Origin of the sequence: Polaribacter tangerinus (genome assembly GCF_038024095.1) — a bacterium.
Lineage (GTDB): Bacteria > Bacteroidota > Bacteroidia > Flavobacteriales > Flavobacteriaceae > Polaribacter > Polaribacter tangerinus.
The window spans coordinates 488,227-507,863 of the sequence record NZ_CP150668.1 but is presented as its reverse complement, the minus strand read 5'-3'; the positions used below and the strand labels follow the sequence as shown (position 1 = coordinate 507,863).

20 protein-coding genes are annotated in these 19,637 nt (G+C 30.4%); 17 read left to right on the top strand and 3 right to left on the bottom strand.

Annotated features, from left to right (window positions below; genetic code table 11):
* The 13 genes from WHD54_RS02305 (at window position 1) to WHD54_RS02245 (ending at window position 12,759) form a co-directional block, all read left to right on the top strand.
* The gene (locus WHD54_RS02305) at window positions 1–1,095 is read left to right on the top strand and encodes an N-acetylmuramoyl-L-alanine amidase family protein (protein WP_088323050.1); all 1,095 of its coding nucleotides are present in this window, start codon (window positions 1–3) and stop codon (window positions 1,093–1,095) included.
* Between the two features lie 48 nt (window positions 1,096–1,143).
* A complete protein-coding gene (locus WHD54_RS02300; protein ID WP_088323049.1) occupies window positions 1,144–2,091 on the top strand; it encodes an MlaD family protein in 948 nt (315 codons plus the stop codon).
* A gap of 10 nt (window positions 2,092–2,101) precedes the next feature.
* The gene (locus tag WHD54_RS02295; RefSeq protein WP_088323048.1) at window positions 2,102–3,418 is read left to right on the top strand and encodes a (Fe-S)-binding protein; all 1,317 of its coding nucleotides are present in this window, start codon (window positions 2,102–2,104) and stop codon (window positions 3,416–3,418) included.
* A gap of 123 nt (window positions 3,419–3,541) precedes the next feature.
* Window positions 3,542–4,321 carry a (Fe-S)-binding protein gene (locus WHD54_RS02290; protein WP_088323047.1) on the top strand — a complete coding sequence of 260 codons (780 nt, stop codon included), beginning with the start codon at window positions 3,542–3,544 and terminating at the stop codon, window positions 4,319–4,321.
* Between the two features lies 1 nt (window position 4,322).
* Window positions 4,323–4,709: an SPOR domain-containing protein gene (locus tag WHD54_RS02285; RefSeq protein WP_088323046.1), complete on the top strand. Its 387-nt coding sequence runs from the start codon at window positions 4,323–4,325 to the stop codon at window positions 4,707–4,709.
* A complete protein-coding gene (locus WHD54_RS02280; RefSeq protein ID WP_088323045.1) occupies window positions 4,710–5,219 on the top strand; it encodes a PH domain-containing protein in 510 nt (169 codons plus the stop codon).
* Window positions 5,220–5,316: 97 nt separating this feature from the next.
* Window positions 5,317–6,711 (top strand): PH domain-containing protein, encoded by a 1,395-nt coding sequence (locus tag WHD54_RS02275; protein WP_233130958.1) that lies wholly within the window; start codon window positions 5,317–5,319, stop codon window positions 6,709–6,711.
* The gene (gene menA, locus WHD54_RS02270; protein WP_088323043.1) at window positions 6,702–7,625 is read left to right on the top strand and encodes a 1,4-dihydroxy-2-naphthoate octaprenyltransferase; all 924 of its coding nucleotides are present in this window, start codon (window positions 6,702–6,704) and stop codon (window positions 7,623–7,625) included. Before WHD54_RS02275 ends, menA begins: the two co-directional genes overlap by 10 nt.
* A gap of 65 nt (window positions 7,626–7,690) precedes the next feature.
* Window positions 7,691–8,206, top strand: coding sequence for an SRPBCC family protein (locus WHD54_RS02265; RefSeq protein WP_088323042.1), 516 nt, complete (start codon window positions 7,691–7,693; stop codon window positions 8,204–8,206).
* A gap of 13 nt (window positions 8,207–8,219) precedes the next feature.
* A complete protein-coding gene (locus tag WHD54_RS02260) occupies window positions 8,220–9,257 on the top strand; it encodes an o-succinylbenzoate synthase (protein ID WP_088323041.1) in 1,038 nt (345 codons plus the stop codon).
* A gap of 3 nt (window positions 9,258–9,260) precedes the next feature.
* On the top strand, window positions 9,261–10,181 hold the full coding sequence (locus WHD54_RS02255; RefSeq protein ID WP_088323040.1) for a CPBP family intramembrane glutamic endopeptidase: 921 nt from the start codon (window positions 9,261–9,263) through the stop codon (window positions 10,179–10,181).
* A 44-nt stretch (window positions 10,182–10,225) separates the two neighbouring features.
* Window positions 10,226–11,299 (top strand): AMP-binding protein, encoded by a 1,074-nt coding sequence (locus tag WHD54_RS02250; protein ID WP_233130957.1) that lies wholly within the window; start codon window positions 10,226–10,228, stop codon window positions 11,297–11,299.
* An 80-nt stretch (window positions 11,300–11,379) separates the two neighbouring features.
* Window positions 11,380–12,759, top strand: a complete 1,380-nt coding sequence (locus WHD54_RS02245) for a carboxypeptidase-like regulatory domain-containing protein (protein WP_158211802.1) — start codon at window positions 11,380–11,382, stop codon at window positions 12,757–12,759.
* 89 nt (window positions 12,760–12,848) lie between these two features.
* Here WHD54_RS02245 and WHD54_RS02240 read toward each other — a convergent pair whose 3' ends face one another.
* The 3 genes from WHD54_RS02240 to WHD54_RS02230 all read right to left on the bottom strand — a co-directional run bounded on the left by WHD54_RS02240 (window position 12,849) and on the right by WHD54_RS02230 (window position 16,232).
* On the bottom strand, window positions 12,849–13,640 hold the full coding sequence (locus WHD54_RS02240) for a BT1926 family outer membrane beta-barrel protein (RefSeq protein WP_158211801.1): 792 nt from the start codon (window positions 13,638–13,640) through the stop codon (window positions 12,849–12,851).
* 79 nt (window positions 13,641–13,719) lie between these two features.
* Window positions 13,720–16,038 carry a hypothetical protein gene (locus tag WHD54_RS02235; protein ID WP_088323037.1) on the bottom strand — a complete coding sequence of 773 codons (2,319 nt, stop codon included), beginning with the start codon at window positions 16,036–16,038 and terminating at the stop codon, window positions 13,720–13,722.
* Window positions 16,039–16,091: 53 nt separating this feature from the next.
* The gene (locus tag WHD54_RS02230; RefSeq protein ID WP_158211800.1) at window positions 16,092–16,232 is read right to left on the bottom strand and encodes a hypothetical protein; all 141 of its coding nucleotides are present in this window, start codon (window positions 16,230–16,232) and stop codon (window positions 16,092–16,094) included.
* Window positions 16,233–16,624: 392 nt separating this feature from the next.
* Here WHD54_RS02230 and WHD54_RS02225 point away from each other — a divergent pair, with 392 nt between their 5' ends.
* The 4 genes from WHD54_RS02225 to rpmB all read left to right on the top strand — a co-directional run bounded on the left by WHD54_RS02225 (window position 16,625) and on the right by rpmB (window position 19,631).
* Complete coding sequence (locus WHD54_RS02225; RefSeq protein WP_088323036.1) at window positions 16,625–17,296, top strand: hypothetical protein; 672 nt, start codon at window positions 16,625–16,627, stop codon at window positions 17,294–17,296.
* Window positions 17,297–17,371: 75 nt separating this feature from the next.
* Window positions 17,372–17,980, top strand: a complete 609-nt coding sequence (locus WHD54_RS02220) for a fumarylacetoacetate hydrolase family protein (RefSeq protein ID WP_088323035.1) — start codon at window positions 17,372–17,374, stop codon at window positions 17,978–17,980.
* 81 nt (window positions 17,981–18,061) lie between these two features.
* On the top strand, window positions 18,062–19,303 hold the full coding sequence (locus tag WHD54_RS02215) for a competence/damage-inducible protein A (protein ID WP_088323034.1): 1,242 nt from the start codon (window positions 18,062–18,064) through the stop codon (window positions 19,301–19,303).
* Window positions 19,304–19,391: 88 nt separating this feature from the next.
* Window positions 19,392–19,631 carry a 50S ribosomal protein L28 gene (gene rpmB / locus WHD54_RS02210; RefSeq protein WP_088323033.1) on the top strand — a complete coding sequence of 80 codons (240 nt, stop codon included), beginning with the start codon at window positions 19,392–19,394 and terminating at the stop codon, window positions 19,629–19,631.
* Window positions 19,632–19,637: the final 6 nt, after the last annotated feature.

Sequence of the window (19,637 nt, the reverse complement as noted above, 5' to 3'; positions counted from 1 at the left end):
ATGCAATCCCAACAAAAACACAAAAATATTTACACTTCTAAAACAACTCTTTTTAGGGTAGTATTTTTAGCTATGTTATTTATAAGTTTCTCTGCAGCTGCACAAAAAAGCTACACCATAGTTTTAGATGCAGGGCATGGAGGGAAAGACCCTGGTAATTTAGGTAACGGTTTTAAAGAGAAAAACATTGCTTTAAAAGTGGCTTTATTAGTAGGTAAAAAGTTAGAAAAAAGACCAGATGTTAAAATAATATATACAAGAAAGAACGATGTTTTTGTAGATTTATGGAAACGTGGAGATATTGCTAACCATGCAAAGGCCGATTTATTTGTGTCGATTCATTGCGATTCTCATACTTCAAATGCATATGGGGCAGGAACTTTTGTTTTAGGACTTAGAGGGAATAAGAAAAACTTAGAGATTGCAAAAAGAGAAAATGCAGTAGTTTTATTAGAAGATAATTATCAAGATAAATACAAGGGATTTGATCCTAATTCGGCAGAATCTGTAATAGGTTTGTCTTTGTTACAAGAAGAAAATTTAGACAAAAGTTTAACTATTGCAAGCTTAATTCAACATAATTTTGCCTTTAAACTAAAAAGAAATGATAGAAAGGTAAAACAAGATAATTTTCAGGTTTTACGAGAAACAATTATGCCAAGTGTATTGGTAGAATTAGGTTTTTTAACAAACAAAACAGAAGGAAGGTATTTAAATTCTAGTCGGGGGCAATCGCAAATGGCTACTGCAATTGCAGATGCAATTTATAAGTATGTAGAAAATTTAAAATTAAATACGGTCGTTTTATCCGAAGAAGATACTAATGATAACTTTATAATGTATAAAGTACAAATTGCTTCAAGTAAAAACAAGATAGCACCAAAAACATATAATTTTAAAGGTTTAAAAAATGTAGAAAGGGTAGTAGTTGGTGCCTATTTTAAGTATTATTATGGTAATAGTTCGAGCTACAAAAATATACAAAAAGCTTTAAAAGAGGCAAAGTTAAAAGGTTACAAAACAGCATTTATTGTTGCCTTTAAAAATGGAGAAAAAATTAGTGTAGAAGAAGCCTTAAAATTACCATCTAATTAACGGTTTCAACAAAAAAATAATAGTAATATTGTTTGTAAAAATTTAAATATGTCTAAAGAGTTAAAAGTAGGGATAATAGCAGTAGTAATAGTTGTTGGTTTTATTTGGGGATTTAATTTTCTTAAAGGAACAAATTTATTTGATACTGGTACTAGAGTCTTTAAAGTAGAGTATGCAAAAATTGGTGGATTGTCTAAATCTAGCCCTGTTACCATAAATGGATTAAAAGTAGGAAAAGTAGATAAAATTGAGTTTAATACCACCCCAGAAAAAAAAGGCTATTTAATTGTTACCTTTCATGTAGAAAATGATTTCGAGTTTTCTAAAAATAGTTTGGTACAAATATACTCTCCAAACCCATTAAGTGGTTCTAGCCTTGCTATTATACCCGATTATAATGGAGAAGCAGCAGTTTCTGGAGATTTTTTAACAGGTGAGATGGAAGAAAGCTTATTTACGTCTATAGGCGAACGATTAGACCCGTTACAGCAAAAAATAGAAAAAGTTTTGGTTAGTGCCGACACTTTGTTTGGTGGTATTAATAAGATTTTAAATGAGAAAACTATTTCTGAAGTAAATCGTTCAATTACAGATTTGTCCGCTACAATTCATCAATTAAGATCTACTGTTTCAACAGTAAATACAATGATTGTAGAAAACAAAGAATCTTTAAAGAATAGTATAGAAAATACTAAAAATATCACAGAAAATTTTAGTAAAGTATCAGACAGTTTAGCATCAGTAAACTTTAATGAAATTATTAAAAATGCAGAAAATGCTATTTCTAATTTTAACAGTGTATCAGAAAAAATTAATTCGGGAGAGGGTACTGTTGGTAAACTTATTAATGACAAAAACATGTATAACAATTTAGAGGCTGCCACCAAAGAGTTAGAACAATTGTTAAGAGATATTAAGTTAAATCCTAAAAGATACATCCATTTTTCTATCTTTGGTAAAAGTCCAGATTCTTACGAAGAATCACCAAAAAATTAATTTTATTCGTATGCAATATATTCCGAACATTCTATTTACCATTGCATTAATTGCTGGTATAGGTTTTTTTACGTTAAATATTCGTAAAGTAATTAGAAACATCAATTTAGGAAAAGATATCAATAGAACAGACCAAAAATCTGCTCGCTGGAAAAATATGCTAAGCATAGCTTTTGGACAAAGCAAAATGGTTAGAAGACCAATTTCTGGTATATTACATTTGATTGTTTACATTGGTTTTGTAATAATAAATATAGAGGTTTTAGAAATAATTGTAGATGGTGTTTTAGGAACTCATAGGGTTTTTAAAGATTATATTGGTACTGCTACTTATGGTTTTCTTATTGGTTCCTTTGAGGTTTTAGCAGCACTTGTTTTTGTAGCAGTTATAATTTTTTGGACACGAAGAAACGTAGCAAATATCAAAAGATTTTTAAGTAGCGAAATGAAAGGTTGGCCTAAGAAGGATGGAAACTTTATTTTGTATTTCGAAATGGTTTTAATGGCTCTTTTTATGGTGATGAATGCAACAGATGTGCCTTTTCAGCAAGCAGGAACTGGTAATGTGATAAGTCAGTTTATATCTCCGTTATTTAATGGTTTCTCGTCAGAAAACTTACAACTTATCGAAAGAACAGCTTGGTGGTTGCATATTTTAGGAATTTTAGTATTTTTAAATTACCTTTATTATTCAAAACATTTGCATATTTTACTTGCTTTTCCGAATACATATTATGCAAATTTACAGCCCAAAGGACAGTTTACAAACTTAGAATCGGTTACGAACGAAGTAAAATTAATGTTAGATCCTGATGCAGATCCCTATGCGACACCTGTAGATGAGTCCACAGAAGAAGTTCCTGAAAAGTTTGGTGCTTCTGATGTTACAGATTTAAACTGGGTTCAATTAATGAATGCATATACGTGTACCGAATGTGGACGTTGTACCTCTGCTTGCCCGGCAAATTTAACTGGTAAAAAGTTGTCTCCAAGAAAAATAATGATGGACACAAGAGATCGTTTAGAAGAAGTTGGAAGAAATATTGATGCAAATAATGGGACTTTTAAAGAAGATGGTAAACAGCTTTTAAATGATTATATTACCCCAGAAGAGTTATGGGCATGTACAAGTTGTAACGCGTGTGTAGAAGAATGTCCTGTAAATATAGATCCGCTTTCTATAATTATGGATATGAGAAGGTATTTGGTGATGGAAGAGAGTGCAGCACCACAAGAATTAAATGCTATGATGACGAATATAGAAAATAACGGAGCTCCTTGGCCATACAATCAACAAGATAGATTAAATTGGACAAAAGAAGGATAATTTGAACAATTTGTTTACGAATTGCTAACGACTTCTTTAGAGATTGAAATTTTTCTTAATATACGAGACAGGAGTAAAAAACCTACTTAAATACAAGTTTTAACGATTTAAACAGTAAGAGTTATGAATGTACCAACAATGGCAGAGATGATGGCACAAGGAAAGCAACCAGAGGTGTTGTTTTGGGTTGGCGCCGCTGGAAGTTATGACGACAGGGCAAAAAAAATATCGAAGGCTTTTGTAAAGATTCTTCATGAAGCTAAGGTAGATTTTGCCGTTTTAGGAGTTGAGGAATCCTCTACAGGAGATGCAGCTAAAAGAGCCGGAAACGAGTTTCTTTTTCAAATGCAGGCTATGATGAATATTGAAGTTTTAAATGGATATGAGGTAAAAAAAATAGTTACCTGCGATCCCCATTCATTCAATACACTAAAAAATGAATACCCAGGTTTGGGAGGAAACTATGAAGTTTTTCATCATACACAATTTATTCAGAATTTAATTAATGAAGGACGTTTAAAAATAAATAACACTAATTTAAAAGGAAAAAGAGTTACTTTTCACGATCCGTGTTATTTAGGTAGAGCAAATGAAGTATATGAATCGCCAAGAGACCTCATTCGAAGATTAGGTGTTAATTTAACAGAAATGAAACGAAGCAAAAGAACAGCTTTGTGTTGTGGTGCAGGGGGAGCGCAAATGTTTAAAGATGCCGAAAAAGGCGATAAAGAAGTAAATATTTTAAGAACAGAGGACGCACTTGAAACAAAGCCAGAAATTATTGCAACGGGCTGCCCATATTGTAATACAATGATGACAGACGGAATTAAATTCAAAGAAAAAGAGGCCTCAGTTACTGTAAAAGATATTGCAGAATTAATATCAGAAGCTAATAAATTATAAAATGAGAAACTATATCCTATTTTTGGTGTTTTTAGTATTTTTATCTTGCTCAAATAAAGAAAAAAATACAGAATTACCAATAGATAATGTAGTTGTTAAAGACTCCGTTATCCCTAATAAAAAAGTAGTAATACCTACAAAAGAAGAACTTATTTTTACAGTCCAAATTGCGGCATTAGAAAAGCAAAATAACTCTTTAAGAGCTCTAAAAGAAGTGCAAATTTTTAATGAAAACGGACTCACAAAATACCGTCTTGGACGTTTTAGTAGTTACCAAGAAGCAGACTCTTTAAAACTACAATTACAAAAAAAGTACCAAGGTGTTTTTATACAAGCACTAAAAAACAATAAACCAATTCATATTAAAGAGGCTTTAGCAAAAAACTAAATGAAAGATTCTTTTGAGAATATTGCAATTCATGATTTTCCTGCTCTAGAGGAGGTTTCTTTTTTACCTGTAGAAAAAAAATACCTCAAAGTGTTAATTCTTTCTACTTTTTTTGTCTTTTTAATATTGTTTTTAGTACTCTATTTGGTAGATTTTTATCAGCTTGTATCAAACCAAGAAGTTATAAATTATGCATATATCTTACTTTCTGTAGTTTTTATTTATTCGGCAACTATTATTATTGTTGGGTTTAAGAAGAGAAAGTACTTAGTTAGAGAAAGAGATATTTCATATAAAAAAGGTGTGTTTTTTAGAAAAATTACTACCGTTCCTTTTCAAAGAATACAACACATAGAAATAGACCAAGGACCAGTTTCTAGGTTTTTTAATTTGGTTTCTATTAGTATTTATACTGCTGGTGATAGTAGCGACGATTTAAAAATAAAAGGGCTAGATGCAAATAAAGCTTCTCAAATTAAAGAATTTATTACCCAAAAAATAGATGCTTAATTCCGTAGATTTTAGTGTTTATAGAAAGCAATCAAAAAAAGGAATTTTTGTTATCTATTTTCAGATTCTTTATAAAATTTTCAAAATCTTTTGGGCTTTGCTATTTATTTTTGTGCAACGTATTTCTAAAATACCAGAAACTACACTTTTGTATATTTATGTAGGTGTATTTTTATTGTTCCTATTTTTTTTAATAATTGCCTATTTATCTTTTAAAAACTTTCAGTTTAAAATAGATAAGCACCATTTTGTTCTAAAAAAAGGAATCTTAAAAAAAACAACAACCTCTATTCCGTTCGATAGAATTCAAAATATTAATTTTAAGCAAAATATCATACAGCAGCTTATTAATGTGCACGAGGTTATTATTGAAACAGCAGGCTCATCTGTTGCAGAAATTTCTATAAAAGCGTTATCTTTTAGCGAGGCAAGTGCATTAAAAGATAACATTTCTAGTTTTAATAATGATGTTTCCGAAAACTTAGAAAAATTAGATGATAAGCCATTTGTAAAAATAGGTTTTTCGGCACTTTTTAAAGTGGCACTTACAGAAAATCATTTGCAAAGTTTATTACTTTTTGTTGCGATACTCTTAGGGTTTTATCAACAAATAAGTGATGTAATAGAGGGATTTGGAAAACAATTGGCTTTAGATACATATATTTTAGAAAATACTTCTCAACTACAAACTAATATTATTTTTATAATTACCTCGATAGTTTTGCTTTGCATTGTTGGAATTTTAAGTTCAATAACACGCGTTTTTTTAAATCATTACAAGCTAACAGTGTTTTTAAAAAACTTTTCTTTAGAAATATACCAAGGTTTATTTACTAAAAAAGCATTGGTATTAAAAAAAGATAAAGTGCAGCATATTACTATTTCAGATAATTTTATAAAAAGGAAATTAGGTATTTCTTATATTACATTTAATCAGGCAATCAGCGGGAATTCGAGTAAGAAGCAACAAAAAACAATTAAAATTGTTGGCTGTAAAAACCAAGAGATACACACAGTAAAAACCTTGTTATATCCGAACGAAAATTTAGATAGTTTTAAAAAAAGCGAGGTAAATTCTTATTATAAAGTTCGCCTTTATAGTAGAGGTATAATTTTTTTATTGATATTGAACACTTTATTATACATTGGTTTTGATAGTGAATATCCGTTTCTTATAAACCTTTTTTTTATTCCCTTATTACCTATTGCTATTTCATTTATTTACAAAAAAAGAAGGTATCTTTTTTCAGAAGAATTGTTACTTATTAAAGCGGGAGTTGTAGAAACACATCAAACATATTTGCCTTTTTTTAAAGTGCAGAATATTCAATTAAAGCAAAATTATTTTCAAGCAAGAAGAAATATTGCAGATATAGTTTTTCAAACTGCTTCTGGCAAAATAAAAATACCATGTATCGATTTATACAAAGCCAGAAAAATTTATAATTATACACTCTTTAAAATAGCAAACAGCAATAAAACATGGATGTAAAAAGTTATTTAAAAGCCGCTCGTTTAAGAACATTGCCGCTATCAATCTCAGGAATTATTATGGGCGTTTTTTTGGGAAATATAGCTACGAATACTTCCCACAACTATTTGCATGCTATTTTTAGTTCTTCCGTTTTTTGGCTTGCAATACTTACTACTATTGGCTTTCAAGTACTTTCTAATTTTGCAAATGACTATGGAGATGGTGTAAAAGGAACTGATAAAATAAGATTAGGCGAGGCTAGGATGGTTTCATCAGGAAAAATTACTCCAAAACAGATGAAAGTAGCTATGATTATAACCACTATTTTAACTCTTCTAGTAGCTTTGTGCTTAATTTATGTATCATTTGGTAAAGATAATTTTGTGTATTCGATATTATTTTTTGTTTTAGGAATTTCATCTATTGTAGCTGCTATTAAATATACTGTAGGAAATTCTGCCTACGGTTACCATGGTTTTGGTGATGTTTTTGTGTTTTTGTTTTTCGGGATTTTAAGCGTTGTTGGGAGTTATTTTTTAGTTACAAAAAATATAGATTATCCTATTTTTTTACCAGCAATTTCTGTGGGACTTTTAAGTGTAGCAGTATTAAATTTAAATAATTTAAGAGATTTTACAGAGGATATTAAAAATAATAAAAACACTTTGGTGGTTAGGTTAGGAGAAAAAAGGGCAAAAATATATCATTATTTACTCATACTAACGGCTTTATTTACTTCACTTTTGTATGTCTATATAAATTTTAGTTCATTTTTTGAACTTATTTTTTTAGTAGCATTTATACCGTTGTTTAAAAATATAATTACAGTATATAAAAATAAGGTATCAGCAACTTTAGATGCAGAGTTAAAAAAGGTGGCGCTGAGTACTTTCTTATTTGCAATACTTTTTTCAATAGGACAATTTTTTTAACACAACTTGGTCTCAAAAAAATGGTATTTTTGTAGTCCCAAAATCACGTATTCAATATTGTATTTATGAAAACAATAAAAGTCATTTTAGTAATAATATCTTTAATGGTTGTTGCATTTTTAGCAACAGGGTTTTTAATTAAGGAAACAACATACACCGTTAAAGTGACAATTAATAAGCCTTTAAATGAAGTGTTTACTTCATTTACCAACATAGATAACTCTAAAAATTGGATGCCAGAAATTCAGGAAATAGAAACCATTAATAAAAACTTTGGAATTACAGGAAGTACTTATAAATTAAAAATACTTAATCAAGAACAACCTATTTTTGTTACAGAAAGAGTAATGGCTTATGTTCCTAAAGAAAAGTATACCGTTTTTATGGATGCAGAAAATATGTTAACAAAATACGACTATCTTTTTTCTGAAGAAAATGACAAAACTACCATCGAATTAAATGCCAGAAGACAAAGCGAAACTTATTTAATGGGTTGTATGTTTCCTTTTTTTAAAGGGAATTTTATAACACAAGATCAATTGATTTTAAATAATTTTAAAGACTTTATAGAAAAAGATTAATAACATTTTTATTTTGATAAAAGCAACTTACAAGAAGTATATACTTAATTTTAAAAACCCGAGTGGTACTTCTCGCGGAGTTTTAAAAACAAAAGAAACATGGTTTTTAATGCTCGAGAGTGATGGTAAATTCGGAGTAGGAGAAACGGGTTTGTTTAGAGGCTTAAGTAGCGATGATGTACCAGAATATGAAGAAAAATTAATTTGGGTATGTAAAAATATTCATTTGGGTTTACCTACATTGCTTATGCAGTTATCGGCATTTCCCTCCATACAATTTGGTTTAGAACAAGCCTTTTTATCATTAAATTCAACTTCTGAATTTGAATTGTTTCCGTCCGATTTTACGACTAAAAAGTCTCCAATTAATATAAACGGACTTGTTTGGATGGGAGACAAGCAGTTTATGAAAAATCAAATTATAGAAAAGATATCCGCAGGTTTTTCTTGCATAAAAATGAAAATTGGAGCCATAGATTTTGAAACAGAATTGGCGTTATTAAAAAGTATAAGAAAAGAATTTTCTGAGGCAGATATTGAGCTTCGTGTAGATGCAAACGGAGCTTTTAAGGTAACTCATGCATTAGAAAAGCTAAAAAGATTGTCGGAACTCGAGCTACACTCCATAGAACAACCAATTCAACCAAGACAATACCAGGAAATGGCCCTTTTATGTGAACAAACACCACTGCCTATTGCTTTAGATGAAGAGTTAATTGGGGTGCATTCTACCAAAGAAAAAGAGTTGATTCTATCAACAATTAAACCACATTATATTATTTTAAAACCTAGCTTAATTGGAGGTTTTTCTGGTGCTAAAGAGTGGATTTCGATTGCAGAAAACAATAATGCAGATTGGTGGATAACTTCTGCTTTAGAAAGTAATGTTGGTTTAAATGCAATTGCACAATTTACTTATACCTTACAAAATAATTTGCCCCAAGGTTTGGGGACGGGAGGTTTGTTTACCAATAATTTTGAGAGTCCGTTAGAGGTTACTAATGGAAAGCTATTGTATAATTCAGATAAAAAATGGCATTTTAAGGTTTAAAGTATGAGTTTTATTTTACAAGCAGTTAAAGGAAGAAATGAATGGTATCATTGGGTTTTTACAATTCTATTTGTCTTTTTTGGGTGGCAATTCATAGGAATTATTCCTTTGGTTTATGTAGGGTATTCTAAAGCTACTGATATTTCTGAATTTTTAGAATTTGCAAGTACTAATTTTGTTACTGCCGGAATTGATAAAAATCTGCTGCTTATGTTAATGATATTTACTTTTTTTTCGGGTTTGTTTTTTTTGTGGATTGGAGTTAAATACATTCATAAAAGATCGTTTATTTCGATGATTACTAGCAGAAAAAAAATTGACTGGCAGCGAGTAGTGTACAGTTTTTCTGTTTGGGGTATTTTAGCAGTTCTTTTAACTATTTTTTCGCTACTAATTGCTCCCGAAAATTTTATTTGGAATTTTAATCCAACGCCTTTTTTCACTTTAGTAATTATTTCTTTTCTTTTTTTACCCTTTCAAACAACTTTTGAAGAAGTTCTTTTTAGAGGCTATTTTATGCAAGGAATTGGCATTGTTGCAAATAATAGATGGGTTCCTTTATTAGTAACCTCTGTAGTTTTTGGCTTGCTTCATGGTGCAAATCCAGAGGTAGCGAAACTAGGTCAAACCATAATGGTTTATTATATTGGTACTGGCTTGTTTTACGGTATTGTAACACTTATGGATGAAGGGTTAGAATTGGCCATAGGTTTACATGCAGCAAATAATATAACTGCTGCATTTTTAGTAACTACCGATTGGACAGTTTTTCAAACCGACGCATTGTATGTAGATATTTCTGAGCCCTCTTTAGGATGGGAAACTTTTGTGCCAGTTTTTTTATTATATCCTTTTATGGTTTTTATTTTTTCTAAAAAATATGGATGGCATCAATGGAAAGAAAAATTAACAGGGACTATTTAAATAGTTAATTAATAGTGCATTTTTTTGCGCATAAAGTAATAAGAGTGAATACACGTAATTTTCATACTAATTTTAAGCTACAAAACAAGTTGTTTTTAAATGCTGAAGAATTACTATCGTATTCGTCTACCATCTCTAAAGATTTGCAAGATTTTCTTACAGATTGGTTTTCTTCTAAAGAAATTATAACGGTTCAAACTTCTGGCTCAACGGGTAAACCAAAGCGAATAAATCTACAAAAGCAACAAATGATAAATTCGGCTTTGGTTACAGGTACTTTTTTTAGTTTACCACCAAAAACTTCAGCACTTTTGTGTTTGCCTATCAATTTTATTGCCGGTAAAATGATGATCGTAAGAGCCTTAACTTTAGGTTGGGAATTAGATATTATTCCGCCAAGTTCTTATCCTCTTAAGTCAATTTCTAAATCATATGATTTCTGTGCAATGGTGCCGTTGCAAGTAGAAAACTCCTTAGAAAAGCTATCTTTTATTAAAACTTTAATAGTTGGTGGTGGCGTGGTATCAAATAAATTACAGCAGAAACTTCAAGATTGTAGCACTCATATTTTTGCAACATACGGAATGACAGAAACCATTACGCATATTGCCATAAAAAAAATAAATAATTTTTCTAAAGGTAATAAAACGCATCATAATTATTACAAGGTATTGCCTAACACAACTATTTACCAAGACAAACATAATTGTTTGGTCATAAAAAATTCAAAAATAGCGTCCGATGTAGTTTTTACCAATGATGTTGTTAAGTTGGTGTCAGACAACAAGTTTGAGTGGTTAGGACGTGTAGATAACGTAATTAACTCTGGTGGTATTAAATTGCATCCAGAATCGATAGAAGAGAAATTAGGCACAGTTATTGATTCTCCTTTTTTTGTAACTGCTTTTTCAGATGAAAAATTTGGTCAAAAACTAGTTTTAGTAGTAGAAAGAACGATATCAAACAAAGAAACGCAAGCAAAAATTTTGTTGGAAAAAATTAAAAAATCCAACATTTTGCACAAGTTTGAAATTCCTAAAGAAATTATTTATTTGAATAATTTTAACTACACTTCAACAGGTAAAGTTCAAAGAACTAAAACTTTAAGGCAGTTGTAAATTAAAATAATGTCATCCTTTATTTTTATTGAATCGATAACTAAAACCCTAATAGTATGTTCAGAATTTTCCTTTTTTTTATGATATCAAGTATTTCGATATCTCAAGCACAACAAGTTTCAATTTCAGGAACAATAACAGATACGGATAGCAATCCTTTGCCAGGAGTTACTGTTTTTGTAAAGGGCACTAAAGTAGCAACAACATCATCTGTGGATGGTTTATATGCAATAAAAGCAACCGTAACAGATACTTTAGTATATCGTCATTTAGGTTTTAATTCCATAGAAAAAATAGTTGGAGAAAATCGTATACTAAATATTGAAATGAAAGAATCTGATGTGATGCTAGAAGAAGTAGTAGTTACAGAATATGAAACAACTGCTACTGAAAAAAGAATATCGTCAGATTTTAAAGCAAAAGGATTATCTGCATCTCGCATGATGAAAAGACAAGAGCCAAAATCGGGACAATTAACTGCAGGAGAATTAAATGATATTGAGAAATGGTCGGAGTGGTTGGAGTTAAAAAAGAACGAAAACTATGCAAAAGTAGTAAATGATTGGGGTTTTAAGCTAACAAAAAAAATAACAGTCAGCGTTTTTAGTAAGCAAAATATGCCAATATCGAATGTGGTAATCTATCTTGTTGATGAGAAAAATCAATTAGTACAAACTGCCAAAACAGATGTTTTTGGAAAAGCATTAGTATTTAAAACAGCAGATAAAAAGTATACCGTTCAGGCTGTTTATAATGGGTTGGTTAAAGGATTAAAAACAACTAATAGCCAAAAGGATGTTAAATTTGTTTTCGAAAAAGCAACAATAACTAATGATGTAGATATTTTATTTACAATAGATGCTACTGGCTCTATGGGAGACGAAATTTCTTTTTTGAAGTCAGAAATACAAAATATTATTTCTAGAATAGACCAAAGAGTTCAACAAAAAAGAGTTGGTTTAACTTTTTACAGAGATAAGGGAGAGGAATATATTGTAAAAGATTTTGCTTTTACAACCGATATAAAAAGAGTAAAAGAAAATTTATCAAAACAATATGCAAGTGGAGGAGGAGACTATGAAGAGGCTGTAGAAAGAGCCTTAGAGGTTTCTATGGCAAAGTCTTGGAACAAAAATGCAAAGGCCAGGTTATTATTTTTAGTTTTAGATGCGCCACCACATTTAACACAAGAAAATGTGGTTACCATTAAAAAAGTTATAAAAGAGGCTCAACGTAAAGGAATAAAAATAATACCAATTGTGGCAAGTGGTGCCGATAAAACTGTAGAATTTTTAATGCGATCTTTTAGTGTTGCTACTAATGGAACGTATGTATTTTTAACAGATGATAGTGGTATTGGAAACTCGCATATAAAACCGTCTGCCAAAAATTATAAAGTAGAAAAATTAAATGATTTAATTGTTCGTTTAATTGAAAAGTATACAGGTTTTGAAAACTAAGCATATTAAAAGTAAAAGAGGCTGCCAACTTAATGAACAGCCTCTTTAAAGGAAAATTAAAAAAAAATGTTTACGCTTTTGTAAATTATTTATAATTTAAATCCAAAGCTTAGCATCGGTTGTACAAAAGATGCTATGGTGTAATTGTTTATTTTTCTTGCATACATTCCTGGAGCAGGATATTTAGAGTTATTTACACTAGTAAATGTTAATGGTTTTATGCTAAAACCTAAGTACATACTATTGGTAAGGTAGTAATCGACACCAGCTACTGCTTGAGCGCCAATTCCGAATATTTCTAAATTCCTATTTCCTAAGTCTCTAACCGAACCATCGCTTAAAACTGTAGGGTCGAATAAAGTTCTTGTTGCATGCTGAAAAGCTGCAGATACTCCTAGGTAAGGCATTAAGCGTTCATTCTTTGTGTTAAAGAAGTACAAAGCACCTAAAGAGTAACTTACGTCTAATCTTTTATCAGATACCACTGAGTTGTATGCTGGTAAAATAGTAGCATTTGAAACATTGTCTATTACTGCTGGTATCGAAACACTAGCAGGAGTGCTGCTAAATTTTAATCCACCAGAAAGTGTAAGCGCAATATTATTGGTAAGAAAGTACCTACCTTCTGCACCAATCATATTTGTTAAATTGTTATGATTAACATCGATAGTGCTTGTAGAAGCCTCTCCAGATACATTTCGGTCGTAATCTAAAATAGACATTCCGCTAGATATAAAAGAGCCTCTACCAAAGTTTACACCTACTGTAAAATCATTTTTTGTAGGTTTAATAGTACTTTGCTTGTCTGTGTTACTATTTTCTTGTGCGCCAATACTTAAGTGAATAAGTATGAGCATTGCTAAAAATATATTTTTCTTCATCGTATAAATCTTTAAGAGTTTAGTGTTTTTTAAATAGGGGCTATAAGTTTTGTATAGCCCCATTAAAGTTCTTAAAGAATTAGATTAAGCTATCTATTAAGCCTTTATATTTAGCAACTAAAGCTGAGTAGAAAGTTATTTTCTCTTGAATTTCTAATAATTTGTTCTCTAAGTTAGCTAGTAGTGCTGCATTAGCTGCCTCAGCAGTATTAGAGTCAGCAATTTCTTGTTTTAATGAAGCAATGTTATCATTAGCTTTTTTAATATCTGTATCTGCTGTATCAATAGCATTTTTGTAAGTTGTATATTCAGCTCCAATTAGATTTTTTACATTTGAAATTTGAGTTTTAGTTGAATTTAGTATAGAAAGCTCTGTAGTTAAATCATCTAATTCAATATTTAAATCATTTACTACTTTTTGAGCTGCAACTACTTCTGGAGAAGTTCCTGCTTCTAGCTTAACAACCAGTTCTTCAATTTTAGTCTCAATTACTGTTATATCATTTTCTAGCTTGGTAACTGTTGCATTATAAACTAATAAGTTATCTTCATGAAGTTTAATATTATCTTCTAAAGCTATTTTTTCGCTGTCAAAATTATTCACTTTATTAGTTAAGTTAGTTACAGTAGTACTAGCTTTTGTTTCAGCGGTTACTGCTGCAGTTTTTGCTTTGGTTGCTGCTGCTAAGTCATCAGATGCCTTTTTGTGTGCAGCCTCTGCAGCTTCAATATCGTTACTTATTGTTTCAAATTGTGCTAATAATTTTTCGTAATTGCGTTTTAATGTACCAACATTTTTTTGTGCATCTGCAAGGTTAGTTTCAGCAGTTACTAAAGCTTCTTGCTTTACCTTCAAGTCGGTAATAGTTTTATCAAAATAAGTTCTATTATCTCCCTCTGGATTTTGTTTGTCATCAAACTCAATATTGAAATAGTCACCAACATTAGTAGAAGTTAAGTCTTTAAATAAAGTGTTGTCTGCTAATATATTTTCTCCAGTTTTGGTAGTTATATCTGCTACATCAGTATATTGTTTCGTACCAAATGTAAAACCACCTGTAGCGCTATACGATACTATTTGAACATAAGTTATAGTGGATACGTTATCATCTGAGTGGTCTCCAAATAACTTATCTGCACCAGCATCTGTCCACTCATGGCCTGAAGGGTCTGCATCAAAGAATTCTTTTGCTTCTTTAAAAGCAGCTTCAGCTTCTGTTAATGCTTTTTTTGCGTTTGTTACAGCGGTCTCTAAAGATGAAATATCTTTTGCATTAAAATAAGCTGTAGTAGCAGCAATTAAATCTGTATCAATAGTATTGTAAGCAGTTTGTAAATCACTAAGTTTTTTACTTTCTGCAGCTTCAACTTTAGCAATAGCTGTTTCTTCATCTGTTAATTTTTTTACATTTGCTTTTGCTGTTTTTAAAGCAGCTTTTGCATCTTCTAAATCTTTTTCTAAAGCAGTAAACTTAGCAGGTGTATAATCTTCTAATGATTTTTTATCTTTAGCTATTTGCTCTGTAGATGTTTTGATATTTAATAATTCTGTATCTCTAAGATTAACAGCTGTTTTGTGTTCTAATCTTAAATCAGACAAATCTGTTTTTGCTGTATTTAAATCGCCACGCAAAGCTATTAAATCATTATTTGCTACAGCTATTTGATTTGTTTTCTCTTCTTTAGAAATTTCTAAAGCATTTATTTGAGTCTCAATTTTTTTTAATTCAGCTTCTAACTCTTTTTTCTTTTCGTTATTTTTATAAGCGTCTGAACCATTTGCTATTAATATCTCATAATTTGCTTTACTTTCTTCTAAAGTAGCAATTTCAGCTTCCTCTTTTTTTATCTCATTATTAAGCCTAGCTAAGATAACCTCAAGTAAGTCTGTACCTAAAGTATTTGCTATAATTTGTTTAGCAATAGCTTCTTGGGTATCAATCTCCTCACCTCTAAGGTTTAAGACAGTATTATTGTGGCCAGAATATGAGGTGTAGTATTTAACTAAGAGGTCATCATCTGCTTTTAAAATTTCAATTCTTAAATCATTAGCTTCTTTTTCAAAAGCTATTTTGGCTTTTTCTAAATCTAATCTTGCTTGTTCTACAGCCAATGCTGCTTGAGCTTCTAATTTTTCTAATTCCAAAGCGTTTTTTGCCTCTGCAAAGCTATTTGCAATTTCTTGTGCTTTAGCCATGGCATTTTCATGAGCTGCTTGTGCATTTTTGAAGTTAGCCTCAGCTTCATTCATTAAAGCTCTTGCTTTTAACAAGCTTGCTTGCCCATCATAAATATTCTGTATCTCTTCTGGTATTTCATTTTCTACACAAGAAGTAAAGCTACCTACTGTTGCAGAGGTAACTAAGAGTCCTAATACTAATTTTTTAATTGTTTTCATTTATCTAATTTTAATTTAAAATTTTTAGAACTTTAGCGTTCTATGTTGTTTTTTTACTTTTTTAATTTTGCGTATTCATTAAAGATAAATTCAGCGATTTCATTTTTTCTTTTTTTATTAATACATTGTATTATGTATTTTTTACTAAGACCGTATTTATCTTTGATTTTTTTAATAATTTCTGTTTCGTGCATTTTTCTACAATTTTTTACTTGCAGATTTGTTACAAAAATTATTGTTTGCTATTAGCTGTAACAAACCTACTTTTATTCTTTTTCTTTGAGGTACTTATACCAGATGGGCACTGTGTAGAAACCTATTTGAGTATAAGTTTTTTTTCGATGTAATTTATTCTTTTGAAGAAGTAAGAATTAAATTACGTTTACTACACTTTCTATTTTTCTTTCATTTTTGGGGGATTTTAATGTTAACAATCTTTTAACTTACTATATTCACTTTTTCGAGTGCTATTTTGCAATGTTTGTTTTTATATTGTGTTATATTGTGCTACTTTTGTTGAATATAATTTTTTACAAATTAACTTACTATTTTCTATTAAAACAAATTTTTAACTTACTTTTTTCTAATGATTATTGATAATATTTTTTATTTTATTGATTATAAGCAACTTAGCGTGTACGAGTTTTCAAATAAAATTGGAGTTTCAAACGGTTATTTGTTTAAAACAAAAAAAAATAAAGGGAATGTTGGTGGTCACATCTTAGAGAAAATTGTAAGTCAGTACCCAGAGATTAATCCTAAATGGTTGCTTACAGGTTCTGGCGCAATGTTACGAGATGTAGATTTTGAAGCAGCATCAGCAGAAAATACCAATCAAGTATTTAATACTGATCTGCCTGTTTTATCAACATCAGTAAAAAATACTGCTATTAAAAAAGAGGTACCACAACCAGCAACTTTATATCTTTCTAAATTGTGTAAAGGAGTTACGGCGGCATTTGAAGTTTTAGATCATAGCATGAGTCCTAATTATAAGAAAGGCTCGTTTGTTTTTCTTGAAGAATTGCCAAACAATGAAATTATTGTTTTTGATAAAGATTACATTATAGAAACAAAAAAAATACGTTTCTTAAAAAATATTAAAGTTTCAGACCAGCAACAGTCTTTTTTATGTGAGTCTTATAATAATGAGTTGCATCCTTACACCAATAAACCAATTTATGATTCTTTTTATATTGATAAAGAAGAAGTTGTAAAAATATATAGGGTTGTTGCTTCAATTGAATTTAATAAATAGTTTTTTTTAAAATGGCACCATCAGTTTTTAATTACTTTTGCTATAGTTAAGCAACTATAATTTATACACTTTTTTATGAAAATTATATGTATTGGGCGCAACTACGCAAAACATATAGAAGAGCTAGAAAATGAAAGACCAAAAAGTCCCGTTGTGTTTTTGAAGCCAGATTCTGCTATCCTACCAAAAAAAAATCCTTTTTTTATACCTTCTTTTTCTTCAGATGTTCATTATGAAGTAGAGGTACTTGTAAAAATTAATAAAGTAGGAAAATACATTGACGAAAAATATGCTCCTAAATATTATGATGAAATAGGTTTAGGTATCGACTTTACTGCAAGAGATGTTCAGCAAGAATGTAAAGAGAAAGGGTTGCCTTGGGAAAAGGCAAAAGCGTTTGATGGTAGCGCGGTAATAGGAGCTTTTTTTAACAAGAATGATTTCGACTTACAGAGATTACAATTTCAGCTTTTAAAAAATGATGCTATAGTTCAAGATGGCAATACAAATTCGATGCTTTGGAAAATAGATGAACTTATTGCATATGTTTCTAAGTATTTTACCTTAAAAAAAGGAGATGTAATTTTTACAGGCACTCCGGCCGGAGTTGGTAAAGTTTCTGAAAATGACGTTTTAACAGGAATACTAGAAGGTAATGAAGCTTTTACCGTAAAAGTAAAATAGTCGGTATTTACCGTCTAGTTAATAGTATGAATTACTACAATAGTAATTGTAGTATAATTGGTAGTGTTTTATAAAGCAAGTATGAAAGCAGAAATAATTACGATTGGAGATGAAATTTTAATCGGACAAATAGTAGATACCAATTCGCAATGGATAGGCAAGGAGTTAAATAAAATTGGAGTTGCTGTTTATCAAATTACCTCTATTCAAGATAATAAACAACATATTTTAGAGGCCTTAAAAGAAGCGCAGCATCGAGCAGATATTGTAATAATAACAGGCGGTTTAGGTCCTACTAAAGATGATATTACCAAAAAAACAATCGCTACTTTTTTTAATGATACAGAAACAATAGTATACGAACAAGTAATAGATCATATAAATGCATTGTTTAAAAAAATGAATCATCCTTTTAAGGAAATTCAAAAAACGCAGGCTCAATTACCCTCAAAAGCAACTCTTCTAATGAATAATTTCGGAACTGCACCAGGAATGTGGTTTTTCGAGAATAATACAGTTTTTGTATCTCTGCCAGGTGTACCTTATGAAATGAAAGAATTGATGAGTACCGAAGTTTTGCCAAGAATTCAACAGCAATTTGAGCTTCCTTTTATAAGCCATAAAACAATTATGACTTACGGACAAGGAGAGAGCACGATAGCAGAAACTATTGAAGATTTTGAAAACAGCTTACCGCCACATATTAAGTTAGCGTATTTGCCTTCTTATGGTAAAGTTAGATTACGACTGTCTGGAATAGGAATGAACAAAGATGTGTTGGAAAACGAGCTGCATAATTATGTTCAAAAAGTGTATGAGTTGATACCAGATATTATTACAGGTTTAGATGATGATGCTTCTTTAGAGAGAAAAATAGGGAAGCTATTGCTCTCAAAAAAGCAAACAATAGCTACTGCAGAAAGTCTTACTGGCGGACAAATAGCAGCAAATTTAGTAGCAGTTCCTGGTGCATCTGCCTATTTTAATGGTAGTATTGTTGCCTACACTGCGGCAACCAAGCAGCAATTGCTTCATGTAAATGAGGCAACCATACAACAGCATTCTGTTGTTAGTGAGGCGGTTGCTATAGAAATGGCTAAAGGAGCAAAAAAATTACTAAATACTAATGTTGCTATTGCTGTAACAGGAAACGCTGGTCCAACCAAAGACCAAACTGATGCTACTCTAGGAACTGTAGTTATTGCTTTAGTTTCTGATAATAAACAATTTGTACAAAAGTTTAATTTCGGTCAGCCAAGAGAAAAAGTAATTAATAGAACTGTAAGTAAAGCCTTAGAAATAATTTTAAAAGAAATAATTTAAAAATTACTAAATTTATTTTGTGCAATATTTTAATTATTTGTAGATTTGCACCTCGTTTAGAGATAACACTATAAATACTGTCGAAAAGATGTCTAGAGTTTGTGAATTAACAGGTAAAAAAGCAATGGTAGGAAACAATGTTTCTCATGCTTTGAATAGAACAAAAAGAAAGTTTGACGCTAACTTAATGGTAAAGCGTTTTTACATTCCAGAAGAAGATAAATGGATTACTTTAAAAGTATCTGCATCTGCTTTAAAAAATATTAACAAGAAAGGAATTTCTGCAGTTATTAAGGAAGCGAGAGCTAACGGGTTTTTAACAAAATAAGCTCAA